Source organism: Sorangium sp. So ce1153 (assembly GCF_051521595.1).
Classification (GTDB): Bacteria; Myxococcota_A; Polyangia; order Polyangiales; family Polyangiaceae; genus Sorangium.
Genome location: NZ_CP150361.1, coordinates 10,027,421 through 10,053,422 on the forward strand (window position 1 = coordinate 10,027,421; position 26,002 = coordinate 10,053,422).

The 26,002-nt window shown below is 73.0% G+C and carries 19 protein-coding genes; 3 read left to right on the top strand and 16 right to left on the bottom strand.

Annotation, left to right across the window (positions count from 1 at the left end; translation table 11 throughout):
- Window positions 1-71: 71 nt before the first annotated feature.
- Window positions 72-269, top strand: a complete 198-nt coding sequence (locus WME85_RS36145) for a hypothetical protein (RefSeq protein ID WP_437303604.1) — start codon at window positions 72-74, stop codon at window positions 267-269.
- On the opposite strand, the gene WME85_RS36150 is transcribed toward WME85_RS36145, so the two are convergent.
- The 5 genes from WME85_RS36150 to WME85_RS36170 all read right to left on the bottom strand — a co-directional run bounded on the left by WME85_RS36150 (window position 270) and on the right by WME85_RS36170 (window position 5,708).
- The gene (locus WME85_RS36150) at window positions 270-1,181 is read right to left on the bottom strand and encodes an FAD binding domain-containing protein (RefSeq protein WP_437827640.1); all 912 of its coding nucleotides are present in this window, start codon (window positions 1,179-1,181) and stop codon (window positions 270-272) included.
- A complete protein-coding gene (locus tag WME85_RS36155; RefSeq protein WP_437827641.1) occupies window positions 1,178-1,660 on the bottom strand; it encodes a (2Fe-2S)-binding protein in 483 nt (160 codons plus the stop codon). The genes WME85_RS36150 and WME85_RS36155 overlap by 4 nt, the downstream gene beginning before the upstream one ends.
- Window positions 1,657-3,996: a xanthine dehydrogenase family protein molybdopterin-binding subunit gene (locus WME85_RS36160; protein ID WP_437827642.1), complete on the bottom strand. Its 2,340-nt coding sequence runs from the start codon at window positions 3,994-3,996 to the stop codon at window positions 1,657-1,659. Before WME85_RS36160 ends, WME85_RS36155 begins: the two co-directional genes overlap by 4 nt.
- A 111-nt stretch (window positions 3,997-4,107) precedes the next feature.
- Complete coding sequence (locus WME85_RS36165) at window positions 4,108-4,743, bottom strand: nucleotidyltransferase family protein (protein WP_437827643.1); 636 nt, start codon at window positions 4,741-4,743, stop codon at window positions 4,108-4,110.
- A complete protein-coding gene (locus WME85_RS36170) occupies window positions 4,740-5,708 on the bottom strand; it encodes an XdhC family protein (protein ID WP_437827644.1) in 969 nt (322 codons plus the stop codon). The genes WME85_RS36165 and WME85_RS36170 overlap by 4 nt, the downstream gene beginning before the upstream one ends.
- 186 nt (window positions 5,709-5,894) lie before the next feature.
- Here WME85_RS36170 and WME85_RS36175 point away from each other — a divergent pair, with 186 nt between their 5' ends.
- Complete coding sequence (locus WME85_RS36175) at window positions 5,895-7,823, top strand: HEAT repeat domain-containing protein (RefSeq protein ID WP_437827645.1); 1,929 nt, start codon at window positions 5,895-5,897, stop codon at window positions 7,821-7,823.
- Window positions 7,824-9,604: 1,781 nt separating this feature from the next.
- Here WME85_RS36175 and WME85_RS36180 read toward each other — a convergent pair.
- The 11 genes from WME85_RS36180 to WME85_RS36230 form a co-directional block, all read right to left on the bottom strand.
- On the bottom strand, window positions 9,605-10,918 hold the full coding sequence (locus tag WME85_RS36180; protein WP_437827646.1) for a hemolysin family protein: 1,314 nt from the start codon (window positions 10,916-10,918) through the stop codon (window positions 9,605-9,607).
- 63 nt (window positions 10,919-10,981) lie between these two features.
- Window positions 10,982-12,313, bottom strand: a complete 1,332-nt coding sequence (locus WME85_RS36185; protein ID WP_437827647.1) for a glutamate--cysteine ligase — start codon at window positions 12,311-12,313, stop codon at window positions 10,982-10,984.
- A gap of 72 nt (window positions 12,314-12,385) precedes the next feature.
- Window positions 12,386-13,324, bottom strand: a complete 939-nt coding sequence (locus tag WME85_RS36190) for a homocysteine S-methyltransferase family protein (RefSeq protein WP_437827648.1) — start codon at window positions 13,322-13,324, stop codon at window positions 12,386-12,388.
- Between the two features lie 226 nt (window positions 13,325-13,550).
- Window positions 13,551-16,373 carry a VWA domain-containing protein gene (locus tag WME85_RS36195; RefSeq protein ID WP_437827649.1) on the bottom strand — a complete coding sequence of 941 codons (2,823 nt, stop codon included), beginning with the start codon at window positions 16,371-16,373 and terminating at the stop codon, window positions 13,551-13,553.
- Window positions 16,370-18,277, bottom strand: coding sequence for a vWA domain-containing protein (locus tag WME85_RS36200; RefSeq protein ID WP_437827650.1), 1,908 nt, complete (start codon window positions 18,275-18,277; stop codon window positions 16,370-16,372). The genes WME85_RS36195 and WME85_RS36200 overlap by 4 nt, the downstream gene beginning before the upstream one ends.
- A 2-nt stretch (window positions 18,278-18,279) precedes the next feature.
- Window positions 18,280-19,242, bottom strand: a complete 963-nt coding sequence (locus tag WME85_RS36205) for a DUF58 domain-containing protein (protein ID WP_437827651.1) — start codon at window positions 19,240-19,242, stop codon at window positions 18,280-18,282.
- 18 nt (window positions 19,243-19,260) lie between these two features.
- Window positions 19,261-20,265 (bottom strand): AAA family ATPase, encoded by a 1,005-nt coding sequence (locus tag WME85_RS36210; RefSeq protein ID WP_437827652.1) that lies wholly within the window; start codon window positions 20,263-20,265, stop codon window positions 19,261-19,263.
- Between the two features lie 72 nt (window positions 20,266-20,337).
- Window positions 20,338-22,296, bottom strand: coding sequence for a hypothetical protein (locus WME85_RS36215; protein ID WP_437827653.1), 1,959 nt, complete (start codon window positions 22,294-22,296; stop codon window positions 20,338-20,340).
- A 335-nt stretch (window positions 22,297-22,631) separates the two neighbouring features.
- Window positions 22,632-23,807, bottom strand: coding sequence for a response regulator transcription factor (locus tag WME85_RS36220; protein ID WP_437827654.1), 1,176 nt, complete (start codon window positions 23,805-23,807; stop codon window positions 22,632-22,634).
- A gap of 165 nt (window positions 23,808-23,972) precedes the next feature.
- Window positions 23,973-24,638: a hypothetical protein gene (locus WME85_RS36225; RefSeq protein ID WP_437827655.1), complete on the bottom strand. Its 666-nt coding sequence runs from the start codon at window positions 24,636-24,638 to the stop codon at window positions 23,973-23,975.
- Complete coding sequence (locus WME85_RS36230; RefSeq protein ID WP_437752890.1) at window positions 24,638-25,243, bottom strand: hypothetical protein; 606 nt, start codon at window positions 25,241-25,243, stop codon at window positions 24,638-24,640. The genes WME85_RS36225 and WME85_RS36230 overlap by 1 nt, the downstream gene beginning before the upstream one ends.
- A 452-nt stretch (window positions 25,244-25,695) precedes the next feature.
- Here WME85_RS36230 and groES point away from each other — a divergent pair, with 452 nt between their 5' ends.
- The gene (gene groES, locus WME85_RS36235) at window positions 25,696-25,986 is read left to right on the top strand and encodes a co-chaperone GroES (protein ID WP_020738934.1); all 291 of its coding nucleotides are present in this window, start codon (window positions 25,696-25,698) and stop codon (window positions 25,984-25,986) included.
- The last annotated feature ends 16 nt before the right edge of the window (window positions 25,987-26,002 follow it).

The following is a 26,002-nucleotide window of genomic DNA, read 5'->3' on the forward strand; positions in this document are numbered from 1 at the left end:
GCGCGTCGCCCCTCCAGCGCATCTTCCCGCCGCTCGGGACGCCCCGGAGCGTTCGTCGTCGAGGAGTGCTCATGAACCACGACATCGGCATGATCTGCCCTGCTTGCAGCAGCATCACCATATTCCAGGCTGGGACCAACACCCCGCGGCAGTGCGCTCGCTGCCACGACATCGACCCTCCGCCCGCGCTGCCTCCGCGCGAGCGGCCGACGCGCCCGGGCGGGCGCAGCCGCCGCCTGGAGGTAGCGCAGCTCGACTGGATGGAGTGATCAGACCGGCGCGCCGAGCTGCCGGAGGAGCTCTCGCACCACCCCGCGCGCGCAGTGCTCGCGGTAGGCCCGCGTCGAGCGCACGTCGTCGATGGGCGAGATGTCCTGCGCCACCGCCGCGTCCACCTCCGCCGGCGTGAGCTCGGCGAGCGGGCGCGAGAGGCAGAGCGCGCGCACGCTCGGCAGGAGCGCCGTCGTCGGCGCGACCGACGCCATCCCGAGCCCGAGCCGCGCGAGCCGCCCGGACCGCACCTCGGCCACGCCCGCGAGCGCGACCTTCGAGATCGCCTGCGCCCGCCGGGCGCCGATCTTCCGCCAGTACCAGGGCGCTCCGGGCTCCGGCAGCGCGATCTCCACCGCCACGATCACCTCGTCCGGCGCGCGCGACGTGCGCTTGTACCCCGTCTGCAGGGAGCCCATCGGGATGCGCCGCTCCCCGCGGACGCTCTGCACCACGACGGTCGCGTCGTAGGCGGCGAGCGCGGCGACGCCGTCGGCGGCCGGCGACGCCGTGGCGAGGTTGCCGCCGAGCGTGCCGCGCGCCTGGATCTGCACCGCGCCCACGTCGCGGCTCATCCTGGCGAGGAGCGGCGCCCGCTCCTGGATCACATCGCTCCGGCGCACCTCCAGGTACGTCGTCGCGGCGCCCACCCGCAGCGTGTCGCCAGAGAGCGAGACGCCGCGCAGATCCGCGAGCCGCGACACGTCGACGACGAGCGGCGGCGCCGCCAGACCGGCGCCCGCAGGGAGCTCGAACGGAGGCCTGAGCTCCTGCTCGACGACCCAGTCGGTGCCGCCGGCCAGGAGCGCGACCGGCGCGCCGAGCGCCGCCTGCTCCGCGACGAGCTCGCACAGCGGGCCGAGGCCGGTCACGCGCCGCATCTCGAACAGGCGGAGATCGGCGATGCTCACGGCGCCGCCCCTCCCCCGCCGCGGCGCAGCGCCGCCGCGGCGCGGACGCTCTCGACGATGCGCTGGTAGCCCGTGCAGCGGCACAGGTTGCCGGCGAGCGCCTCGCGCACGTCGAGCTCCGACGGCGCCGGGTTCCGCGCGAGCAGCGCCTCGGCGGCGAGGAGCATGCCGGGCGTGCAGATCCCGCACTGCGCGCCGCCCTCCTCGATGAAGCAGCGCTGGAGCGGCGACAGGTGGCCGACGCCGGCGAGCCCCTCGACCGTGGTCACGTGCCGCCCCTCGCACTGCCCGATCGCGACGAGGCAGGCGTTCACGGGGTCGCCGTCGATCAGCACCGTGCACGCGCCGCACTCGCCCTCGGCGCACCCCTCCTTCGTGCCCGTGAGCCCGAGCGGCCCCCGGAGCGCGTCGAGCAGCCGGGAGAGCGGCGGCAGGTCGACCTCGCGCGGCGAGCCGTTGACGACGAGCGATACCTTCATGCGCGATCCCCTCCCCCCGCCGCCTGCCGCGGCGCTGCGGCGCCGCGCGCCGCCTCGAACAGCCGCTCCGGCGTGAGCGGCAGCGCGCGCGCGGCGATCCCCGTCGCGTGCTCCACGGCCGCGGCGATGGCGGGCGCGCCGCCGTCCATCGGCATCTCGCCGATGCCCTTGGCCCCGCCGCCCGGACCGAACGGGAAGGGCTCCTCGACCAGGACGACGTGGAACGGCGGCGCGTCGAGCGACGTCGGGATGATGTAGTTGGTCATCCGCGGGTTCCTGATCTTGCCGCCCTGCCAGACGATCTCCTCGGAGAGCGCCCAGCCGATCGCCTGCAGGCTGCCGCCCTCGATCTGCCCCTTGCACATCACGGGGTGGATCGCCTTGCCCACGTCGGTGGCCGACCAGAAGTCGACGACCGTCACCTCGAAGGTGTCGAGGTCGACCTCGACCTCGGCCACGTCGCACGCCCAGCCGAAGCACGGGTACGCGTCTCCCTTGTACGCCTCGTCGTCCCAGCGCACGTAGCCCGGCGGCTCGTACTGCTTCAGCGACGTCACCTGCCCCTCGCGGGCGAGCAGCCTGTCCGCCGCCTCCTCGAACGTCAGCGCCGGCGCCGCGCCGCCCTGCCCCTCCTGCGCGGCGCCCTGCTGCCGCGCCGCCTCCTGCTCCTCGCGCACGCGGCCCGAGAGCTCGCGCGCCGCGGCCTCGAGGATCGAGCCGACCACCATCACCGTGCGCGACGCCACGGTGGGCCCCGAGTCGGGCACGGTCGTCGTGCACGGCACCGCGAACTCGACCCGGTCGATCGGCAGCCCCGCCGCGGACGCGGCGATCTGCCGGAACACCGTCTCCGTCCCCTGGCCGATGTCGGTCGACGCCGTGCGGATGCGGAGCCGCCCGCCCGGCGCGAGATCCAGCGCGACCTTGCCCTTGTAGTAGCGCTCGCCCGACCCGGTGAAGCCCGCGCCGTGCATGAACACGGACAGCCCGACCCCGCGCGCCACGCGCCCTCGCACGACGGGCCCCGCCGCGCGCTTCTGCCGGTAGCCGCTCGCCGCGATCGCCTTCGCGATGCACTCCTCGCCGGCGACGCTCGCGCGGAGCACCTGCCCCGTCGCGGTCGCGTCGCCGGGGCGCAGCACGTTCTTCGCCTTCAGATCGAGCGGATCGCAGCCGAGCTCCCGCGCGACGCGGTCGAGGTGCCGCTCGATCGCCCAGATCGTCTGCGGCGCGCCGAAGCCGCGGAAGGCGCCGTTCGGCGGCGTGCTCGTCGCCACCGCGGTCGCCTCGATCCAGACGTCGTCCCAGCGGTAGGCGCCCGCCGCGTGGAGGGCGCCGCGCGACAGGACCACCTGCGTCAGCGTCGCGTACGCGCCGCCGTCCATGAGGATCCGGGTCTTCAGGGCGCGGAGCGTCCCGTCGCGGTCGCAGCCGCTCGTGATCTCGCAGAACGCCGGGTGGCGCTTCGTCGTCGCCTCGATGTCCTCCGTCCGGTCGTAGATCATCCGCACCGGGCGGCCGCTCTTCTTCGCGAGGAGCGCCGCGTGGAGCGCGATGATCGACGGGTACTCCTCCTTGCCCCCGAAGCCGCCCCCGGTCACCGACTGGGTGACGTGGATCCGGTCGGGCGGGAGGCCGAACGCCTTCAGGAACGCCTTGTGTACGTAGAAAGGGCACTGGATCGAGCCTGTCGCGTGCGCGCCCGCCTCGTCCCACCAGGCGATGACCCCCTGCGGCTCGATGTAGAGCTGCTCCTGGTGGTGCGAGGCGTACGTCCCGGTGACGACCACGTCGCAGCGCGCGAGCGCCGCGTCGATGGCGGCCTCGGCGCGCTCCTGCTCGACGTCGGCGCGCCCCTTCGTGATGAGGTACCGCTTGAGGACGTTGTCGGCCCCCCAGATGATCTCCTTGCCCTCCAGCGCGTCGCGCGCGTCGAGCACCGGCGGCAGCGGATCGATGTCGAGCGTGACGGCCTGGACCGCCCGCGCGAGCTTCAGCCGATCCGCGCAGCCGAGCAGCGCGATCGGCTCGTAGGCGTGGTTCACCTTGCCGGTGCCGAGGACCGGCTGATCGTCCAGGATCAGCGCGACGACGTTGACCGGGACGTCCTCGGCGAGCACCACCGTGACGTCGCTCCAGTCGAACGCGGGGTCGAGCCGCACGCCCCGGAGGATCCCGCGCGGCACGGGGCTCCGCACGGTGCGCCCGAAGATCTCCCCCGGCATCGCCGGGATGTCATCGACGTAGCGCGACGCCCCCGTCACCTTGGGGGGGCCGTCGGTGCGAGGCACGCTGATCCCCACGGCGCTCGCTGAAGCTGGAGGGCTCGTCGCCATTCGTGTGCTCCTCCTGGTTGACGATAGCCCCGTCCCCCGGGCCACGTCGACCCGGGCGCGCCGCGCCATGCGCCGCCCGCGATGCGCGGAGTCGGCGAGCCCCGCCGGCCTTCAGGCCAGGAAGCGGGGAGGCCCGCCGAGCACGCGGATCACGTCGACCGGGACGTTCAGGTCGTGCAGCACCCCCGGATCGTCCACCTCCTCGTCCACGCACCTGTCGCCGAGCGCCCTCAGGTGGTCCCGGAGCGGCGGCGGATCCGCCTCGAGGTAGCGCTGCAGCGCCTCGGCGCGCAGCACCACCGGGTGGCCGCCGCGGCCGAGGTGACGCGGTCGCACCGCGAGCGGCGGCGCCGCGGAGGAGGCGCCCGCGTCGAGGCGGGCGAGCAGACGCGCCACCGTGGCGGCGCTCGCGGGGGGCACGTCGACGGGCGTCACGACGACGGCGTCGGCGTCGCCGATGCGCGGCGCGGCGACGGCCAGCGAGCCGGCTGGGCCGAGGTCATCCGGCGCGGTCCACGAGACCAGGTCGACGCCAGGCCGCACGTGGGCCAACAGCGCATGGAAGACGGAGCCGCGCACCACCACGAGCACCCGCGCGCTCTCGGCCTCCAGGCGGGCCTCCGCGTGCGCGATCGCCAGCGGCCGCTCCGCCCCTCCCTTCGCCGCCGCGGGCCAGGCCAGCAGGGCCTTCGGTCCCCCGAGCCGCTTGCCCGCGCCCGCGGCGAGCACGATGGTGATCACCTTCATTCAGCCTGCTCCTCCCCCGCCGGCCCGGAGGCGGCCGGCATCCACCGCGCGCGCCGCCGCCCCGCGCGCCAGGCGACCAGCTCCGCGGCGAGGGCGACGCTGATCTCGGCGGGCGTGCGCGCGCCGATGTCGACGCCGACCGGCATCCTGACCCGGGCGACGTCGCGCTCCGCCACCCCTTTCGCCTCGAGCCGCGCGCGCGTGCGCGCGGCCTTCGCCCGGCTCCCGACCCCGCCCACGTAGCCGAAGCCCCGCGCGAGCGCCCACTCGATCGCCGCCTGGTCGAGCCCGTGATCGTGCGTCATGACGAGCGCAGCCGCCTCGCCGAGGTCCCTCGGCATGCTCGCCGTCACCTCCGGATCGTCGTGCTCTGCAAGCACGACCCGCACCTGCTCGCCGAGCGCCGGCCCGGGTTCCTCCTGCGCGCCGTCGTGCGCGGGCAGCGCGCCAGCGAGCGGCGCCGGCAGCGCGCCAGCGAGCGGCGCCGGCAGCTGCACCCGCGCGGGGTCGGCGGCCGCGGCGCGCGCGTCGCACAGGGTGACCCGGAAGCCCAGCGAGGCGAGCAGGGGCGCGGCGAACGCGCCCACGTGCCCGGCGCCGATCACGAGGACGTGCGCGGCGGGCAGCATCGGCTCGATGAGGATCTCGACCGAGCCGCCGCAACACATGCCCAGGCTCGGACCCAGGCGGAACGTCTCGAGCTTCGGCGTGCTGACGAGCTCGTCGAGCGCGCGCCCCATCATCCCGAGCGCCGCCCGCTCGACGGCGCCGCCGCCGATCGTGCCGATCGCGGTGAGGTCATCGATCAGGCAGAGCTTCTGCCCCGGCGTCGACGGCGCCGAGCCGTGCCGCGCCACCACGGAGGCGAGCACCACGCGCCGCCCCGCCTCGAGCGCGCCGACCGCGGCGCGCAGCACGTCGTGCGGCGAGGCCGTCCGCGGGATGACCTGGCTCAGATCCGGCATGATGGAACTCTAGCGACCCGGGCACCGAAAACGAGAGCGCCAAGAGGCCCGGCGCTGAAAGAGCTTGCCGGAACGCCGCGCTTGTCGCGAAAGTCGAGCGCGCGCGGCGACCGGCGCCAGAGTTCTTCTGCCCGGCCGGCTGCGCCCGCCGGGATCCCCCATGAAAACGCGGAGATCCCCGACCCGATGAGCCCCCCCGCCACGCCCGATCCCGACCTCCAGCGCGCCCTCTCCGATCCGGGCTTCACGCCGGGACGCCGTCACTTCGCCGTCCTGATGGATCTGCTCGAGGCGGCCGGCGAGCCCGCCGAGCTGGCGGAGCGGGCGCTGCGCCGCGCGGGCGCGGCCGCGCTGCCCGCCGCCCTCGAGCGCGCGGCCGGCGCGGCGCCGTCGCTGCGCGCGCCGCTCACACGGCTCGTCGGCAAGCTGATGGCCGCCACGCCGCTCGACCCCGCGGTCGCCGAGCGCGCGCGCGGCCACCTGATCGCCTGCCTCCGCGACGACGATCGCCGTACGCGCCGCATGGCGGCGGTGGCGCTCGGCAAGCTGCCCGCGGCCGATCCGGGGCGGCCTTTGGTCGAGCAGGCGCTCGCCGAGGCCGCGCGCGGCGAGGGCTCGCCCGACGTCCGCCGCGCGCTGATCGACGCGCTCGGCAAGGTCGGCGGCGGCGCCGCGCTCGACGTGCTCGCCGAGCTCGGCGGCGACGAGGACGTCGCCGGCGTGCGCGCGCGCGCCGAGCTCCTGGCGAGGCGGACCCTGTCGCGCGGCGAGCCGTCCGAGATCGCCGGCGATCGCGCGCCGGAGCGCCCTGTCCGCGTGGCGGTGCGGTGCCGGCGCGGGCTCGAGGCGATCCTCGCCGAGGAGCTCGCGGCGCTGGACAAGAACTCTCCCGGCGGGGCGCTCGTCCCCGAGCTCCGGAGCGATCCGTGCGGCGGCACGCGCGTCGAGGTGATGCTGAGCGGCCGCCTCGATGTGCTGTTCGGGGCGCGCACGATGCTGTCGTTCGCGCTCCCGCTGCCGCTGCGGAAGCTCGACGGGGGCGCGGATCTCGCCGCCGCCGTCGCCGAGCGGCTGGCCTCGCGGGAATCGCGCGAGATCCTGCGCCGCTTCACCGCCGGCGCGATCCGCTACCGCATCGACTGGGCCGGCGGCGGCAAGCGCCGGGCGGCGGTCTTCCGCGTGGCGGCGGCGGTGGAGGCCGAGGCCCCGGAGCTCGTGAACGATCCGACCCAGAGCACCTGGGACGTTGTCGTCCACGAGGGCGCCGGCCGCGTGCGCGTCGAGCTCGCGCCGCGCCTGCCCGACCCGCGGTTCGCGTACCGCCGGGGCGACGTGCCCGCGGCGTCGCACCCGACCATCGCGGCGGCGCTCGCGCGCATCGCGGGGGTGCGCGCCGACGACGTGGTCTGGGATCCGTTCGTCGGCTCGGGCCTGGAGCTCTGCGAGCGCGCGCTGCTCGGGCCCTACCGGCGGCTCGTGGGCTCGGATCGCGACCCGCGGGCCTTGCAGATCGCGCGGGAGAACCTCGACGCCGCGGGCGCGCGCGGCGCGGAGCTCTTTCAGCGCGACGCGTGCGGCGCGCCGCCCCCGGGCGACGCTCCCTCGCTGATCCTGACGAACCCGCCCCTCGGGCGGCGCGTCGAGCGCACGGGAGATCTCGACGCCATGCTCGATCGCTTCGTCGAGGGCGCCGCGCGCGCGCTCGCGCCGGGCGGCCGGCTGGTGTGGATCTCGCCGTTCCCCGAGCGGACCGAGGCGGTCGCGCAGCGCTCAGGCCTCCGGCCGGAGGCGCTCCAGCGCGTGGACATGGGCGGCTTCGACGCCCAGATCCAGAGCTTCCACAAGGCCGCGACCTGGCCGCACGCGCGGGGCGACCGCGGCGACGGTCGACGCGGCGACGTGATCGCTCGCACCGACGCCGGGCGCGGCGGGCGCGCCGGGCGCGGACCCCAGCAGGCCGAGCTGCGCGGCGAACAGCATCGCCCCCACGGCCAGGAGGACCGCCACCACCACCGCGATGATGATCCCGAGCCGCCCCGAGCGGTCGGGCGGCGCATCGTCGGTGGCAAAGCTGCTGCCGTCAGGCAGCCCGAGGGGCGACGCCGGCGCGGCTGAGCTCTGCGCCGCCGCCCGCTGCGCGGGAGCGGCGCTCGACGGCGCGGCGACGGCGCTCGACGGCGCGGCGACGGCGCTCGACGACGCGGCGACGGCGCTCGGCGGCGCGGCGACGGCGCTCGGCGGCGCGGCGACGGCGCTCTTCGGGGGCGGAGACGCCTGCTGCGACGGACCGAGCGCCCCCACGGCAGCGGAGCTCGGACCGAGCACGCGGCCGCTCCCCGAGTCGACGCTGCCAGGTGCGGTCACCGCGGGCGCCCCGGCCGCTCGCTCGACCGGCGCTGCGGCGGCGAGCGGCGCTGCGGGAGCGCGGCCTCTCGACGTCCCCTCGGCGAGCCCCTGCGGCGCGCTGTAGGGCGCCACCGCCGTGATCTGGTGCGGCACGGGCGGCGTGACCGGCGCCTCTCGCGCGCGCGTCGGGACGTCGTCCTCGTCGTCCTCGTCATCGACGACCGTGGGCGCGTCCAGCGTGGGCTCGTCGTGGATTTCGTCGTCGATGTCGCCGAGGAACGGCATGCCGTCGCTCTGGCGAAGCCGTCTCGCCGGCGCGTCGCGCGTCGCGGCCGGACGCTCGCGCGCGACGGACGGCGACGCCGCGCCCGCTCCGGGCCGCGCGGCGCCGCCCACGCGGTGCGCGACGGACGCCGTTCCCCCGAAGCGCGGCGGCGCCGCGACCGCCGCCCCGGCACCGCCGTGGGCGTCGAGGGGCAACCCCTCCCGCATGACGGTCAGCTCGTCCTCGTCGCCGTCGTCGCCGGTCGACTGGGTCAGCGGGACCGCCCCCAACCCCGGAACGTGCCCGCGCGGCACCGGCGCGCGGGCTCGCGCGGCGGGGGCGGCCGGGGCCGCCTTGGGGCTCGGGAGGGCGCCCAGCCTCGGGGCTGACGCGCCGGGGTACGCCGCCGCCGCCGGAGGCAGCGGGCGCTCGGGCGGGATGGGCGGCGGCGGCTGCCCCGCCGCGGCTGCCGCCGCGCGCTGCGCGATGATCTGATCGAGCTGGGCGGAGCTCAGCGGCGCCACGCGCATCAGCGTGCGCACCTCGTCGTCGTCCTCGTCGCTGGTCGAGTCCTCGTCGTCGAGCGGGAGCAGCGTGCGCGCCGCGGGATCGGGGTGCCACTCCTCGAGGGCGCGCCGGAAGGCGGCGGCGTTCGTGGTGCGGGCGGAGCGATCGCGCTGGAACGCGTCGTCGAGGACGCGCTGGAGGTCGTCGTCGCCGACGTCGAACACGGCGAGCGGCGCCGGCGACGAGCTCGCGATCCGCTGCCGCGTCTCCGCGTCGCTCCCGCCGCCGAAGGCGCTCGTGCCGGTCAGCACCTCGTAGAGCGTCGCCGCGATGGCCCACACGTCGTCGCCGGGCGAGAGCGTCCCGCCGGCGACGCGCTCGGGCGACTGGTAGGCGATGCGGCTCGGCGTCTGGCGCAGATCGGCCAGGATGGCCTTCGACGTGCGATCGACCGCGGCCGTGAGCACGCACTCGGGCGAGATGGCGCCGTGCGCGACGCCGAGCGCGTGCAGCGCCTCGATCCTCTTTGCGAGACGGATGGCCCAGCCGACGGCGTCGAGCTCGTTCAGCGGGCCATCGCGCAAGATCCGAGTTGCAAGCGTTTCCACTTACGAAGCCAGCGTAGTACCGGTCCGCCGAAGTTTGTACCTCGATCCGCGTGCAGTTCGCACCCCGGACGACCAAATCCGGGGGACGCGCCTCGCCGCGAACGCCCCGGGGCGGCGCCCCTGACGGACGGCGCGGCTCCGCTGATCCGCGGCGAGGGGGGACGCGCGCGTCACGACCGCTCGCCCCCCGCGCCCTCGGTGGGGACGATGCGGACGCGGCGTACCCTCCGGCCAGCGACGTCCATCGCCACGAGCGTGTAGCCCTCGCACTCCACGCGCTCCCCTGCCTCGGGCGGGTGCTCGAGCCGGCCGAGCATATAGCCGCCGACCGTCTCGACGGTCTTCACCTCGGGCAGCAGCACGATATGGGCGTCGCGCTCCAGGTCCGCGAGCAGCACGCGGCCGTCGACGTCGACGATGCCGCCGCCGCGGCGGTGGATCGGCGGCACCTCCTCGTCGTTCTCGTCGCGGATCTCGCCGACGATCTCCTCGATGAGGTCCTCCATCGTGACGAGCCCGATGAACTCGCCCGAGGCCGAGGTGATGATCGCCACCGGCACCTGGCGCGCCTGCATCTCGAGGCGGAGGCGCTCGACCGAGGTGTTCTCGCGCGCGATGATGGGCTTGCGGAGCAGCTCGGCCACGCGCGTCGCGCGGCGGCGGTGGCTCAGGACGTCGAACAGGTCGCGCAGGTGCAGGTAGCCGAGCACGTTCTTGCCCTGCTCGTCGAGCACCGGGTACCGGGAGTACCCGGCGTCGGCCACGATCCGCACCGCCTCGTCGATCGTCATGTTCGCGCGCAGGGTCGCCGCGTCGGAGCGGAGCGACATCACGTGCCTCGCCGTGCGCCGGCGCAGGTCGAAGATGCGCACGAGCATGCTGCGCAGCGCGGGATCCAGCCCCGCGGGGCTCTTGGTGAGGAGCAGCCGGAGCTCCTCCGACGTGTGCGCGATCTCCGCCTCGCCCACCGGCTGGAGCCCGAAGAGCCGGACGAACCCGTTCGCCATCGAGTTGAGCGCCCATATCACCGGCCACATCACGACGAAGAACCCGTGCAGCGGCCGCGCCGCCCAGAGCGTGACCTTCTCCGTCCGCTGGATCGCGAGCGACTTCGGCGCGAGCTCGCCGACCACGGTGTGGAGCGACGTGATCATGATGAACGCGATGCCCACGGCGATGGCGTGCGCGCCGACCCCCGACCAGGCGTCGAGCGGCGCGAGCATCGGCTCGATCAGGTGGGCGATGGCCGGCTCGCCGATCCAGCCGAGCCCGAGGGACGCGAGCGTGATGCCCAGCTGGTTGGCGGAGAGGTACTCGTCGAGCCGCTGCGACATCTGGAGGGCGAGCCGCGCGCGCGCGTCCCCCTCGCGCACGAGCTGCTCCAGCCGCGTCGGCCGCATCTTGACGATGGCGAACTCGGAAGCGACGAAGAACGCGTTCAGCAGCACCAGCAGCGCGGTGCCTAGGAGATAAACAAACGTCATGCCGGTCGACGTCCTCTGCCCGGTGCGCCAGCCCCCCCGCGCCTCTTCGGCGACGGGGCGCGCTCAGATCCTCGCACGATCGAGGATCTTGCTTCGCAGCTCCGGGTCGTCGTTGCTGAGCCCATCCACGAGCGCGTCGGCCGGGGATTGCCCCCTGGCGATGAGCGCGCTGAGCCGCTCGAGGTGGACGCGCTCGTCCTTGCCGTTCTTGTTCAGGCGCGCGCGCCGCTCGAGGCCGCCCGAGGCGATCGCGACGAGCTGCTCGGCGATCGCCGCGAGCGGCTTGCCGCGGAACGTCGCGCGGAGCGCGCGCTCGGCGATCTGCGGGCGCACGGCCTCGAGCTCGTCGAACCTGAAGCTCTCGGACAGGGCGTCGGCCTCGTCGAGCGCGCGCGCGTCGTACAGGATCCCCGCCCACAGGGCCGGGAGCGCGCAGACCAGGTTGGCGGGCAGCGAGTCCGCGCCGCGGACCTCGATGGTCCGCTTCAGCCGGACCTCCGGGAAGAGGGTGTTGAGGTGCATCTCCCAGTCGGCGCGGGTGGCCCGGTGCCCCTCGAAGCCGTGCTCGAGGAAGTCGCGGAACGTCTGCCCCGTGTTCTCGATCACCGCGCCGTCGCGCTTGATGAGGAACATCGGCGCGTCGACCGCCCACGCCACGTAGTCCGAGAAGCGGCGGCCGCGCTCGAGCACGTTGCGGAGCAGCCCCTGCCGCGACGGGTCGACGTCGAGCCAGACCCTGGCGCGGTAGCTCCGCCCGCCGAACAGCGCCCCCTCGTAGAACGGGGAGTTCGCGAAGATGGCCGTCACGAGGGGCGAGAGGCGGAGCGACACGCGGAGCGCGCGCATCGCGGCCTCCTCGCTGGCGTAGTCGAAGTTCGCCTGCACGGTGGCGGTGCGGCGCATCATGTCGAGGCCGTGCGCGCCGCGCGTCGGCAGGTAGCGCCGCATGATCGCGTAGCGGGCCTTGGGCACCCAGGAGAGCTCGGACTGCGACGCGAAGGGGTGGAACCCGATGCCGAGCCAGGCGAAGTTGAGCTCGGCGGAGATGTCGCGCAGCTCCGCGAGGTGTCCGCTCATCTCCAGACAGATCTGGTGGATGGTCTCGAGGGGCGCCCCGGACAGCTCGAGCTGCCCGCCCGGCTCCAGGGTCACCGAGGCGCCGGCCCGGACGAGCGCGATCAGCGGACCGCCTGGCGTCTCGTGCTCGGGCGTCCAGCCGTGCCGCTCGACGAGCGCCTGCAGCACGGACAGGACGCTCCGCTCGCCCTCGTACGGAATGGCGGCGCCCGTCCTGGCGTCGACCCCGAACTTCTCCGCCTCGGCGCCGATCCGGTGAAGCGACTCGGGCTTGATGGCTTCGTGGAAGGGAAACAGCAGATCGTCGAACGTCTTCAACGGTTGAGACTTCGACTCGCTCGCGTGGCTTGCATCGGCCATCATCACGTTTCCGGTTTGTTTCGTTCTCGCCTAGAGCGCGCGCCTAAGCAGGGGCGCGCGCTGCGTCGTTCGGAGCATCTTCGCGAGCGCACCGAGGTGCGCCAGCGTTGTCCCCGTCCCTCCCCCAAGCATTCGCGCGCCCGCTTCGATGAGGCGCACCGCGGAGGCGGCCCAGGCGTCGCACACCTCGGCGGAGGCGACGCGATCGGAGCCGTCCGCTGCGGGCTCGGCGCCGAGCAGCACGCCGACCTGCGCCTCGTGGGCGACGCCCTCGAGGCGCCGGAGGACGTTGAGCGCGAGGTCGACCGACGCGACCTCGAAGAGCAACGCGTCCGCGCCGCTGTCGAGCGCCCCTCGGGCGACCTCCTCGAAGCCCTCGCCGTCGGCGGTGCGCCCGAGCCCGTCGAGCTCCACGAGCGCCCACGTCGCCAGCTGCGTCGTGCTGGCGCTGACCACCGCCGCGCGGCGCGCGAGCCGCGCGACGGCGGGGGCGACGCACGCGGCCTGGGCTGGGTCGAAGCCGCATGCGACGAGGATCTCGCAGCCAGCCGCCGCGAGCCTGGCCGCATGGACCGCGTAATCTTCCGCAATCCGGTCGGCCATGGGCGCGGCAGCAGTGTGGCCCAGGATACCGGCCACCGCCACGCGTCGCGTGGCCGCGCCCGCCGCCTCGGTCGCGAGCTCGACCGCGGTCCCTGTCAGCGCGGCGGCGCGGAACGCCATGCCGATGGGCGCCAGGGCGCGCGTCGTCGTCGCGGACGTGATCGCCCGGACCACGTCGATCCCCAGCGCGATCTCCTGCTCGTGCAGCTCTGCGATCGCCCTGGGCGACTCGCGCAGCAGCCGGCCGAGCGCGGTGTTGGAGGAGACCGCGGCGCCCCGGTAGCGGAGAGAAGCGAGCGGATCACCGCTGATAATGAGCGGACGACCTACCGGAGGCCGAGAGGTGGAGGCCTCGAGCGCGTTCACGTCCTTCGCTGCTTTCCAGGGCTCCTCTACCACCGGTCTATAAGGGGAAACTAGCCCAAGACGGCCCTTCCGCGTCGCGAAATGGTGCAGACCGGCGGGCTGGAGCACAGCGATCCACGCAGCGCAGTCGGGGGCAACCTGACGGGCGCTCGCCCGCGCTGGGCGCGAACCAGGGGCGGAACGGGAGATCAGCGGTCATGAGGCCTCCATGGTGTGCGCTGGGCCGTCACACGGCGGGGAGCCTCCGCCCCCCTACCCCTCGGCCCCGGCGCGCGACGAACTTCCGGTCGAAGAGCCGCACCCGCCGGACGAACAGGTCGAGCAGGAAGACGGCCATGGCGGCGTAGATGAAACGTTGCCAGAGCTCCTCGTGGAAGGTCACCTTCTCCCCTGCCGGGTCGAAGATGGCCGCCACGCCGCTCGGGTCGACCGCGCCGCCGGTCGATGTCGCGGCCTTCTCGAGGGTCGCGAGCTCGGGCTCGAAGCTTGCGTACTCGCGGGGGTACGGGTTCGAGACGTGGCCGTAGCTGACCGCGACCGGCCGCAGCGAACCGTCCTCCGCCTCGCGCAGGTGCTCCGCCCGCAGGAGGAACGAGCCATACTGGTCCAGCGACAGCGCCGTCTCGTACCGCCCCGGCGCGGTCTGGCGCATGTCGACGACCCGCGTCGTCCCGCCCGGCTCCGGCCCGATGATGCTGAGCCGGGAGGTCAGGTTGTTCTCGAACCGGTCGTCGGCCCCGAACGCGTCGACGGACGCGCGCAGCTCTCCGTCCACGATCTCGGCCTTCATGTCGAGCTCGCGCCGGTGCTTCTGGCGCATGTGCTCGTGGATGAGCTGCCCCCAGAACTTCTCGAAGCCCGGCCACCGCAGCCACTCCACGGCCCAGCGCGCCTTGACGTCGCTCGTCCAGGCCAGCGTCCACCCGAGGCCGACGCGCCACCGCGCGAGGATCGGCTCCTCGGCGTCGCTCGTGAGCAGCTCCTGCGCCGGGGGCGGCTTCAGCTTGGTCGAAACATAGCCGTGCAGGTTCGGCGCTGTGCGGACGTCGATGCCGCGGAGGAACGCCGCGTCGCCGACCTGGGTCACGGGGAACCATTCCTCGACGGCGGCGGCGCGCGCGACCATCTCGGTCTCCTTGGTGAAGATCCGCGGCAGGTTGTTCGGGTCGGGCACCGCGTGGAAGCGCCCCCCGCCCACGTCGGCGATCATCTTGAGCAGCTGCTCGTCGAGATCGTTCCCCAGCCCGACGGTGGTCACGGTGATCGACTCGGCGATCATGGCGGAGACGAGGTCCCGGATGCCGCCCGTCGACGCCTTGCCGTCGGTGAGGAGGATGACGTGCTTCTTGCGCGCCTGCGTCACCGTCATGTCCTGGTAGGCGGCGTCGAGGGCGGCGAAGATCTCGGTCCCGCCGCCCGGCTGGATGCGCGCGATCTCGCCGGCGATGCGGGAGCGGTTGCGCGCGGGCTGCATCTTCACGTAGCGGGTCGGCGCCGAGTCGAAGGCGATGACCTCGATCAGGTCGTCCGAGCCGAGGACCCCCGCGGTCGCCTTCGCCGCGGCCTTGGCCATCTCGAGGGGCAGCCCGGTCATCGACCCCGAGCGATCCATGACGAGCGCCATCGCGACGCTCGGCATGTCCTTCTTTCGCTCATTATCCATCCGCACCGGCAGGATCCGCTCGATCGTGGTGCGGTACCAGCCGCCGAGGCCGTACCCCGACTCGCCGCCGGCGAAGAGGAACCCTCCGCCGAGGTCGCGCACGTAGCTCTCGATGATCTCCTGCCCCTGCAGGCTGAGCGCCTCCTTCGGGGTGTCGGACACGATCAGGAAATCGTAGCGCTCCATCTCCTTGAGGGAGCCGGGAAAGCCGGCCGGCGGCCTGACGTCCACGTCGAGCTGCTGCGCCGTGAGCGCGCTCGAGAGCGGGCCGGCGTGCTGCGGCGTGCCCTCGATGTAGAGCACCGACGGGCGCCCGGGCACGTCGATGGTGGTCGCGTACCGGTTGTTCTCCTTGAACTTGTCGTCCGCGATCTGGTCGAGCTCGAGCGCGTAGGTCACCTGCCCCGCGATGCGCACGACGCTCTTGAACATGACGTCGTTAGGCCCCGCCTTGAGCTCGAGGTCCCTGATGCCCTCGAGGCCGTTCAGCGCCTCCCCCTGGAACAGCCGCGCCCGGGCCCTTGTCGCGCGGCTCGCGTAGATGTCCGCGTGGATCTCGAAGGTCTCGCCGACCTTCACCCGGTCCGGCATCCTGAGCTCTCGCACCGCGACCTCGGGCGGCGCGGGCCGCCGGTACGGGATCGTGAACAGCCGCACCCCGAAGTCGCGCGCCCGGTTGGCCTCCGCGAGCACGTCGCCGTCGGTCTGGACGCCGTCCGACATCAGCACGGCGCGCTTGAGGTAGCCGGGCGGGTACAGCCCGTAGGCGAGCTGCAGCGCCGCCTGGAGGTTCGAGCCAGCGCCGAGGTCCCCGCGCTGCCCTTTCTCGTCGACGTGGCGGCCGATCGCAGGCGCGCGCCGCTCCGCGTCGCGACCTGCCGCCTCACCGGCTGCGCGCTCGACGAGCCGTGGCCGCCGCGCGAACGTGATCACCTTGATCACGCCGTCCTCCGGCTTCTCGGCGAACGCCTTGTCGAGCGTCGCGCGCGCGTCGTCGAGCGCCTCGTCGGTGACGGACTCCGAGACGTCGATGAGGTAGATCGTGGCGACCTTCTCCGTCGTCGCGGTCCGCGCGAGCCGCGACAGCCCGAGCGCGATCAGCGCGACGAAGGCGATCCGCAGCAGCACCGAGAGCACGCGCTGCGGGAGGGGAAGGTCGGCGAGCGACCCCGCGAGGACGCCGACGAACCAGGGCGCGAGCAGGACCGCGCCGAGCATCTTCGGGTTGAGCAGCTCGTATTTCACCCCCTCGCGCACCCACGTGAGCGTCGGATCCGGGTGCATGAGGACGTACTTCCGGTACGCCCAGAACAGGATCCCGCCGAGGGCGGCGCAGGTGATGGCCCACGCGAGGACGCGGAACTTGCGGCCACTGAACGCGCTCACACCGTCACCCTCCTGTGGTACGTGAACCACTCGATCGCGGTCACGAGGAGCACCGCCGCGAGCAGGTAGATCCAGAGCTCACGGCGGACGCCGATCTTGAACTCGCTCACCGCGCCCGCGCCGCGGCCGTCGACCTTGAGCTCGGCGGCGGGGGCGATCGCGCTCTCCTGCGGCGCGGAGAGGTTCGCGGCGAACATGCTCTCCTCCTGCGCGCCGGCGGCGCCCACGCGCAGCGTGTAGAAGCCGGCGTGCTGCCCCAGGAACACGGCGCGCCCGTCCTGGATGGGCACCGTCCGCGTCGTCCCGTCGGGCTGCTCCAGGCTGGCCGTCTCCGCCGACGAGGACGCGGGGATGTGCCAGACGGCGCCGGTGCGGAACGAGGAGATGTAGCTCGTGTCCTCTTCGACGAAGTTGTTGATCGCGTTGAGCAGGAAGAGGGGCCAGGCGATCCGGAGGGGGAAGTCGCTCTCGCGGACGTCGAAGCCGAGCGCGACGAACTTCACGCCGCTGCGCCGCCCCTCGATGAGCAGCGGGCCCTTGTAGCTCCGGCCGACGACCCTGTCTTCCTTGTTTCCCTTGAGCACGTGGGCGCGCGCGATGTTCACGTCGCTGAGCGCCGTGTACCGCAGCAGCGGGTGCTTCGCGTCGAGCTCATCGAAGCCCAGGCGGTAGTTCGGGTCGTCGTCCTGGACCTCGCTGCCCACCTCGAACGGGAGGTTGGTCCCGGTCGGGTTGAGGTAGAGCAGGCTCCCGCTCCCCGGCGCGACGCTCGGCGCCACGCCGTCGAAGATGGTCACGTCGAACGAGGAGGCCGCCGGGTAACGCTGCGGGTCGACGAACGTCACGTCGAGGTACTCGTCGAGCAGCAGCGCCGCCTCGAGGAACATGTTCCCCGCCGAGACGACCTGGACGCGCGCGCGGCGCCGCTCGGGCAGCAGCGCGAAGGCGCGGTTGTCGGCGGGCAGGTCGTCGGAGCTGCCGTCGGCCAGCGCGAGCTTCGCCTCGAGCGTCTTCGAGGCGCCGGAGAGGTTCGGGTAGAAGCGGGGCAGCTTCTCCTTCGGCATGAGCCGGATGCGCGTCAGGTCGGTGAGCTGGCCGTCGCCGAGCAGCGACAGCTCGAGATCGAGCGGCTCGTCGCTCGTGTTCGTGACCTCGAGCATCACCTCGTAGCGGCTCTTGTCGAGCGGGTAGCGCCGCACCGAGAACTCGGTGATGGCGGCGTTCCGCGCGCCCTTGCCGATGGGCAGGAACGACAGCTTGACGTCGCCGAGGCGCACGGGCCCGCCGGCGTCGGCGGGCTCGCCCAGCGCGCCGTCGCTCACGACGATGACCTCTGGCGACGGCAGCCCGCTGAGGGTGTCGCCCGCGAAGCGGAGCGCGCGCGCGAAGTCGGCGGTCGCGTCGGTCGGCCTCACCGCCGCGACGGCCGCCTCGAGGTCGGAGATCTCTCCGGTGAGCGTGGACAGGGGCGTGACGGCCGCGTCCATCTGGGCGAGCAGCATGCGGTCGCTGCCGGAGAGGCCGCGGACCATCTTCCTCACCTCCTCCTTCGCGAGCTCGATCCGCGAGGGCGCGACGTCGATGGCCTGCATGCTCGCGCTCGCGTCGATGAGGACCACGATGTTGCGCCCCTCGACGAGGTTCGCCTGCGGGCGCGGGTCCCCGAGCGCGAGCAGCAGCAGCGCCAGCAGCGCGAGCTGCAGGAGCAGCGAGAGCAGCCGCTTCAGCTGCGAGAACAGGCTCGTCGCTTCCTTGTCCCGGAGGACGCGCTCCCAGATCTTCGAGAAGGGCACCGCGACGGGCCGGCGGCGCAGCTTGAGGATGTAGAAGACGACGACCACGGCCCCGGCGACGGCGCCGATCTGGAGCAGGGTCTCTAGCGGGACGCCGGTGAAGTGCAGCATGGCTACCGGAGGAAGCCGCCTCTGCGGAACACGCGCAGGATCAGCTCGTCGAAGGGGACGGACACGTCGGCGCGGAAGTAGCTCACCTGCCGCGACGTGCAGAAGCGGCGGATCTCGTCGAGGTACTGCTCGTACGCCGCGGCGTAGCGTTCGAGCACCTTCGCGGTCACCGTGACCTCGCGCTCGTCCCCGGTCTCGCAGTCGTAGACGCGCACGTCGCCGCGCAGCGCGGGTCGCGCCTCGCGCGGGTCGGCGACGTGGAGCACGAACGGCTCGAACCGGTTGTACCGGAGCACGTTGATGCCCCGCTCGAAGCCGACCGGGTCGTAGAGATCGCTGAGGATGACGGCGAGCCCGCGCCGCTTGTGCTGCGCCACGAAGGTCTTCATCGCCTCCCCGAGGTCGGTCGCGCCGTCGGCGCGGGCTTGCCCGAGGAAGCGGAAGATCCTGAAGATGCGCGCCTTGCCGCGGGTCGACTGCATGCGCCCGCTGATCTCGTCGGTCGCGGTGACGATCGCGATGCGGTCGAGGTTGGCGAGCCCGACGTACGCCAGGGCCGCGCAGAGGCGCTTCGCGTGCCGCAGCTTCGCGCCGTCGCCGAACGCCATCGACGCCGACGTGTCGAGGATGAAGTAGATCGAGAGGTCTTCCTCCTCCTCGTAGAGCCGGATGAGGAGCCGGTCGAAGCGCTGGTACGCGGCCCAGTCGAGGTACCGGAAGTCGTCGCCGGGGGCGTAGTCGCGGTGGTCGGCGAACTCGACGCCGGATCCGGTCTTCTTGGTCCGCCGCTCCGCGCGCATCGCGCCGGAGAAGACGCGGCGGCTCACCATCGCGAGGTAGTCGAGCTTGCGCTGGAACTCGTCGTCGAAGAGATCCTCGTCGGAGGCGCTCGCGGAGAGCGGCGAGAGCGTGGAGAGCCGTCGAAGCGGCGCAGCGGCCCTCTTGAAGGCGTCGAAGAGCCCCATGCTACCTTCGACGTTCCCTCATTTGCTCTCCGGCAAGCGCTTGAGGATCGCCTGCAGCACCTCGTCGGTCTTCACGCCCTCGGCCTCCCCTTCGAAGTTGAGGAGCACGCGGTGGCGCAGCGCGGGGAGCGCGCACGCGCGCACGTCATCGACGGAGGCCGCGAACCGCCCCTCGAAGAGGGCCCGGATCTTCGCGGCGAGCAGGAGCGCCTGCGCCCCCCGGGGCGACGCGCCGAACTTCACGAACCGCTTCACCTCGTCGAGGCTCTCGCCCTCTGCCGGGTGCGTGGCCTGGAGGAGCCGCACCGCGTAGTCCTGGACGTGCTTCGCCACGGGCACCTCGCGCACGAGCCGCTGCATGGCGACGATCCGCTCCTTGTTCAGGACCGGCCGCACCTCGATCGCGTCCGTGCCGGTCGTCCGCTCGAGGATCGAGTTCAGCTCCTCGCGGCTGGGGAACGGCACGTGCAGCTTGAAGAAGAACCGGTCGAGCTGCGCCTCCGGGAGCGGGTAGGTCCCCTCGCTCTCGAGGGGGTTCTGGGTCGCCAGGACGAAGAACGGCTCCTCCAGCGTGTAGCTCTGCCGCGCGACCGTCACCCGGTGCTCCTGCATGGCCTCGAGGAGCGCGCTCTGCGTCTTCGGCGTCGCCCGGTTGATCTCGTCGGCGAGGACGATGTTCGCGAAGATGGGCCCCTTGCGGAACGAGAACGACCGCTGCCCGCCCGCGCTCTCGTCGATGACCGTCGTGCCGATGATGTCCGCCGGCATCATGTCGGGCGTGAACTGGATGCGCGAGAACTGGAGGTCGAGCGCCTCGGCCATGGTGCGGACGAGCATCGTCTTGCCGAGCCCCGGCACGCCCTCGAGGAGCGCGTGCGAGCCCGCGAGCATGCACGTGAGCACGCCGTCGACCACCTCGCGGTTGCCGACGATGACCTTCCCCACCTCCTCGCGCAGCCCTCCGATGCTCGCGCGGAAGTCGTCCACCTCAGCCCGCGCTGCTTCCTTCGTCTTCTCGGCCATAATGTCCTGCTTCGAGCCCGCTGTCGCGGAGCGTCCGTGGAGGCGCGGTCGCGTTCGAGCCGCCGGCTCGACTCACTCGCGCGGCCTGATGAGCTGGAAATACCGGTTCACGTAGAACCTGTAGCCATCAGGGATCTGGTCCTTGTTGATCTGCTGCTCTGCGACGGTGTGATAGTCGGTGAAGACCTTCTTGTAGCCGGTCCCCTTGAAGCCCCGCTCGGCGGCGCTGAGGATGACCTCGCTGTTCGAGGGCCCCTCCTGCGTGTCGAGCCCCTGCGCCTGGACGTCCTGCGTCCCCATCTTCGGGTCCGTGCGCTTGCCCGCGACCTCGCCGCCGCGGCCGGAGCCGGCGCCGTCGCCGCCGGGCTGGTTGCCGCCGTTGCTGTTGCCCTGGCCGCTCCCCTGCCCGTCCTGCCCCTGCCCCTGGCCCTGCCCGCCCGGCATCATGATCTTCTTGCCGCCCGGCCCGATCACCAGCTCCTGGCCCTGGCCCTGCCCGCCCTTGCCCTGGCCTTGCTGGCCGTTCTGGCCTTCCTGCTCGCCGTCGCCCTGCCGGTCCTGGCCCTGCTGGCCCTCTTGCCCCTGCCCCTGCCCCTGCTGCTCGTCGCCGCCGCCCTGGCTGCCGCGCGCGCGCTTGCCGAAGCGGAGCATCCTCGCCATCCGCTGCTTGCCCCCCTGGCCCTGCTGGCGCACAAGCTCCCGGAGCTCCTCGAGCCGCTGGCGGAGCTCTTCCTTCTCCTGCTCGGACATCTCCTCCTGCTGCATCCGGTTGATGTCCTCGGCAGCCTGCTCGAGATCGTCCGCCGACATCCCGAGATCCCGCATCAGGTCCTCGGCAGCCTTGGCGAGCTCCCGGTCGAGCCGATCGAGCTGGCGCCCGGTCCGCTCCTTCTGCTCGGCCTCCCGGTCGAGCCGCTCCAGCTCGCGCTCCTTCTTCTTGAGCAGCCGCTCCTCTTCGGCCTTCTGCTGATCGCTCGTCGAGGCCTTCTGCTTCTGCTTGAGGAGCTGCTCGCGCGCCTCGGCCCGCTTCTCGTTGATCGCGGCGAGGGCCTCCTTGCGGCGCGAGGCCGCCTCGGCCAGCGCCTTGCGCAGCCGCTCGATCTCGGCCTTGTCGAACTTCTGCTTCTTGTCGCGGAGCTTCTCGGCGAGCTCCTTCAGGTCCTTCTTCGCCTTCTCGAGGTCCTTCTTCTCGAGAGACTCCCCGACGCCCTTCGCCAGATCGCTCTTCTTGAGGTCGATCCCGGTCTCCTTCAGCTCCTCTTCGAGCGCCTTCAGGTCGGCCTCGGCCCCCTTGAGGAGCTCGCGCTCGAGCGCCTCCATCCGGCGGAACGCCTCGGTCCGGTCGAGGCGCTTGTTCGCGATGTCCTCGATGAGCTGGTTGAACCGCTCGACCGCGGACTTCATCTCCGGGCTCTGGTCCTGCCGATCGAGCGCCTTCGCCGCATCCTTGAAGAGCTCGATGTCGTCGGGCGACATGGTGAGCGCGTCGATGGTCTGCGCGACGGGCGCCGGCCTGCGCGGGGTGCGCACCTCGAGCAGCGCCACCGCGAGCACGCCGAGGCCCACCGCGGCCGAGGCCAGGAGCTCGCGCGGGACGGCGAGCGGCGCGGCGCCCGCGGGGCGCAGCCCGCCGGCGTGCTCGCAGGCGTCGTCGATGGCGGCCTCCATCAGCGGGGTCCGCTGCGCCGCGGGCAGCGCCTCGAAGGCGAGGGCGTTGGTCAGCCTGTCCTGGAGGCCGTGGTGCCGGTCGAGCGCCATCGTGCCGGCGCGGGGAGGCAGGCGGCGCAGCATCGCCACGACGAGCGTGGCCAGCACGAGCAGCCCGGCGCCGAGGAGGAGCTGCCGCGCGCGCTGCTCGCCGAGGTGCGCCGGCAGCGCCTTGTGGACCGCGAGCGTCCCGGCAGCGACCGCCAGCGCGAGCGTCAGCGCGCTCGGCAGAGCGCGCAGCGCGCGCCCGAACCGGAGCCTCAGCTCGACAGCCAACGCGGCGCTGCGGATGCGGTCCAGGTGCTTCGTGCGAGAGTCGCTCACGGTGCTCAGCGCTCCGGACGCCCCCCGCGGGGGCCTTCGAAGTGGAAACGTCGCAGCATTGTACCCGCTGACGGGTCACGCGCCCGAAAGTTCCTGGGAGACGAGCGCGCGGCGTGCGAGGCATGACGCGCGGCGATCCCCGACGATTCCCGCGCAGGGCGACTTCTGACGTCAGCGGACCGAGGGCATGGATGCGCAGCGCCGCTGACGTGCGACGGCCCTCGCCGCGCGCTCTGACCGGCGGTGTCCCTGCACCTCGACTGTGGCGGCCGAGCACGTGTGTGGTGTGGAAACGACGTGACCGGGCGCCGCGTACAGCGCGGGCCCGGGTTGGATCACTTCGCCGTCTTCTTCTTGGGTGCCGCCTTCGTGGCGGCTGCCTTCTTCGCCGCGGCGGGCTTTGCAGCCGATCTTTGCGGGGCGGCCGGCTTCTGCGGGGCGGCCGGCTTCTGCGGGGCGGCCGACTTCTGCGGGGCGGCCGACTTCGCCGCGGTCTTCTTCGGCGCGGCCGGCTTCGCGGCCGGCTTCGGCGCCGCGGCCTTGCTCGCCGCCGCCGCCTTCGGCGCCGCGCCCTTCTTCGCCGCCGCGGCCGGCTTCGCGGCCGGCTTCGGCGCCGCGGCCTTGCTCGCCGCCGCCGGCTTCGGCGCCGCGCCCTTCTTCGCTGCCGCGGCCTTGCTCGCCGCCGCCGGCTTCGGCGCCGCGCCCTTCTTCGCCGCCGCCGGCTTCGGCGCTGCGGCCTTGCTCGCCGCCGCCGGCTTCGGCGCCGCGCCCTTCTTCGCCGCCGCCGGCTTCGGCGCCGCGCCCTTCTTCGCCGCCGCCGGCTTCGGCGCCGCCGGCTTCGGCGCCGCGGCCTTGCTCGCCGCCGCCGGCTTCGGCGCCGCGGCCTTCTTCGCCGCCGCCGGCTTCGGCGCCGCGGCCTTCTTCGCCGCCGCCGGCTTCGGCGCCGCGGCCTTGCTCGCCGCGGCACCGTTCGCCGCCGACCTCTTCGCCCCCGACGCGCGCGCCCCGGAGGACTGCTGCGCGCGCGGCGACGGCTGCGAGGCGGCTTCGCGCTCCTCGCCCTCGGCGCTCGCCTGGCCCTTGCCGCCGTTCGTTCCAGGCAGCTGCTTCGCGTAGCGCGCGAGCGTCTCGCGCACCCGCGCATCGAGGTCTGCGAAATCGAACGGCTTGTTCAGCCAGGCGTCCGCCGCGAAGAGCGGTGAGGTCATCTCGTTCAGGTTCTCACCGATCCCGGTGAGCATGATGACGCCGGTGTTCGCGAAGGGACGCCCGTCGGAGGTGTCGCCCTTCAGCCTCTTGCAGATCTCCCAGCCGCTCATGCCGGGCATCATCACGTCGAGGATCACCAGGTCCGGCCGGTGCTCGCGCGCGAGGTCCCAGGCGGCATCGCCCTCGGAGGCCTCGATCACCGAGAAACCCATGTTCCTCAGGTGACGCGCAACAAGGCTCAACATCGCCGGTTCGTCTTCAGCCACCAGTACACGGGGCGGCGTCATGCTCGCGGAAGGCATCGTGGATGCGGATGAGAGTACGTGCGCGCGAACTGGTCAAGAGAGAACGATTCAGCGCCGCGCGTCGCGGCCGCGGCGCCGCGCGTCGTGGGCGCGACGCGCGCCCGGCGCCATCCGCCCCCCACGACGCGGACGCCGAGCGCTCGTCTGGCTTGAGTGGCGCGATCAAGCCGCGCGCGCGAGGGCGATCTTTTCCGTCTGCCCCGCCGCGTAGAAGCGTCGCAGCGCGGCCAGCAGCTCCGCGTGTCGCCCGCGGCGGGCAAACTCGGCCTCGAGCCTGCCCGCGAACCGCGCCGCCAGCTCGTTCGCGATCCGGTAGCGATCGCCGGTCTCCGTGCCCGGGGGATCCATGAAGGTGACCCGCTCGAAGAGGTGGGCGCGGATCTGCGCCGCGCGCTCGGGCTCGAAGCGCTGTCGCCCCGGCGGAGCGCCCTCGTCGCGGCGCCGGAGCGGCGGGCCCGGAAGCTCGACCTCCTCGGCCAGACCGCCGTGGACGAGCATCACGTACTTGTCGACCTCGGCCTGGAGCTCGAGCTCGAGCTGGGTCGCCGGGAGCTCCCGGCGCGCCCGCTCGGCCACATAGAGGAAGTGGCTCACGCCCTCGACGATCTGGCAGATCTCGTCGAACGTCCCCTCTCGCCCCCGCGCGATCGCGCGGCGGGGCAGGTGCAGCGCCACCTCGATGTCTCCGTCCCCGTGCCGGATCAGCAGCGCTTCGCGCGCGCTGCCGTCCGTCGGCCGGATGAAGTCGTCGACGGCGGGCGCGTCGTCGAGCGCGTAGGTCAGCGCGAGCTGCTGCTGGATCCTGGCGGGAAAGGTCGCGCCCTGCATCAGTTGAGCCCGCCAGTCCCACGGCTCGGCACGAGCCCTCGTGCCCCGAGCTCATCGGCGAGGCGGCTGGAGCCGGTGCGGAGCCAGCGCTCGTACAGCCGGAGCACCGACCGCTCGTCGCGCGCGCCGGACGCGAGCGTACCGTCGGCCACATCGTTCAGGACGCTCGCGAAGCGCTCGAACTTCTCCGCCATCTCCGAAAGAACATCGGGCCCCTGGCCGACGCGCGCGTTGAGGCGCAGCATAGCGGCGGCATGGTGGTAGGCGGTCGAGCCGACCCCGACCACGTAACCGCGATCGATCCCCTTGAGCTCGATGTGGCCGCCGAAGAAGCCGACCACGTAGAGCACGCCGTCGCCGAGGTTGCGCAGCCGCCGGAAGCGCTCGGCGCCGGAGGCCTCCAGGGCATCGCGCAGCAGAAAGGTCAGGGGCTGGTTGAAGGCAGACTCGGCGTGCTCGTCCGGGTGAGCGAAGGCACAAAGCAGACCGACCAGGTAACTCGACGCCGCCTCGGTCGCGGCGACGTTCCGAACTCGGAGCGCCTCGTCCACAACCTCCTGGAAGTAGCGGGTCATGCTCGGGGACACAGAGATCGCTTGGCTCACGGGCGCACCTCACATGCGCGGGCGCCCTGGATACCGACGTAACCCGGGCCACCGCGCGCTCAGGTCAACCAGACACGTCCTGTCGGCCTCCCTCGGGCTGGAGACCGTGAGGGCGTCGCTTCGCTGTGCTGCCGCAGTTCCGCCCTCATAAAGTCACTCTAGCGGACGCACCTCGGCGAGCCCAGCCACACGCCGCGCACTTTCCTTGCGATCTTCGGGACTTACAGCCACCCCAGCGCCTGGCTGCTAACGCGCAAAGTACCGGTCCGGGCCGCGCTTGACACCCTCTGGGGGGTGGCTATCTTCCGCGCCGCCCGCTAGCACTCGTCAGAAGCGAGTGCTAGCAAAGTGCCCAGGCTGCAATCGTACGGGACCTCGCGACCTCTTGTTCAGGCCGCTGGGGTCCCGCCGTCTCGTGGGACGCGGCGCTCGTCCCCGGAGGATTCGTCAAGATGAAGATTCGACCGCTCCAGGACCGCGTGATCGTTCAGCGCGTGAAGGAAGAAGAGAAGACCAAGGGGGGTCTCTACATCCCGGACACGGCGAAGGAGAAGCCGATCGAAGGCACGGTCATCGCCGTCGGCAACGGCAAGGTCGGCGAGGACGGTACCGTGCGCAAGCTCGACGTCAAGGAGGGCGATCGCGTCCTCTTCGGCAAGTACTCGGGCACCGAGGTGAAGATCGACGGCGAGGAGCACCTCATCCTCCGCGAGGACGACATCCTCGGCGTGATCGAGAAGTGACGCGGGCGACAGCAGG

Bases quoted from the DNA above. Each gene is read 5' to 3' on its own strand.
- WME85_RS36205 (WP_437827651.1), bottom strand. From the start codon at position 19,242: ATGGGGCTCTTCGACGCCTTCAAGAGGGCCGCTGCGCCGCTTCGACGG.
- WME85_RS36180 (WP_437827646.1), bottom strand. From the start codon at position 10,918: ATGACGTTTGTTTATCTCCTAGGCACCGCGCTGCTGGTGCTGCTGAAC.
- WME85_RS36165 (WP_437827643.1), bottom strand. From the start codon at position 4,743: ATGAAGGTGATCACCATCGTGCTCGCCGCGGGCGCGGGCAAGCGGCTC.
- WME85_RS36210 (WP_437827652.1), bottom strand. From the start codon at position 20,265: ATGGCCGAGAAGACGAAGGAAGCAGCGCGGGCTGAGGTGGACGACTTC.
- WME85_RS36170 (WP_437827644.1), bottom strand. From the start codon at position 5,708: ATGCCGGATCTGAGCCAGGTCATCCCGCGGACGGCCTCGCCGCACGAC.
- WME85_RS36175 (WP_437827645.1), top strand. From the start codon at position 5,895: ATGAGCCCCCCCGCCACGCCCGATCCCGACCTCCAGCGCGCCCTCTCC.
- WME85_RS36145 (WP_437303604.1), top strand. From the start codon at position 72: ATGAACCACGACATCGGCATGATCTGCCCTGCTTGCAGCAGCATCACC.
- groES (WP_020738934.1), top strand. From the start codon at position 25,696: ATGAAGATTCGACCGCTCCAGGACCGCGTGATCGTTCAGCGCGTGAAG.
- WME85_RS36200 (WP_437827650.1), bottom strand. From the start codon at position 18,277: ATGCTGCACTTCACCGGCGTCCCGCTAGAGACCCTGCTCCAGATCGGC.
- WME85_RS36160 (WP_437827642.1), bottom strand. From the start codon at position 3,996: ATGGCGACGAGCCCTCCAGCTTCAGCGAGCGCCGTGGGGATCAGCGTG.
- WME85_RS36155 (WP_437827641.1), bottom strand. From the start codon at position 1,660: ATGAAGGTATCGCTCGTCGTCAACGGCTCGCCGCGCGAGGTCGACCTG.
- WME85_RS36225 (WP_437827655.1), bottom strand. From the start codon at position 24,638: ATGCAGGGCGCGACCTTTCCCGCCAGGATCCAGCAGCAGCTCGCGCTG.
- WME85_RS36220 (WP_437827654.1), bottom strand. From the start codon at position 23,807: ATGCCTTCCGCGAGCATGACGCCGCCCCGTGTACTGGTGGCTGAAGAC.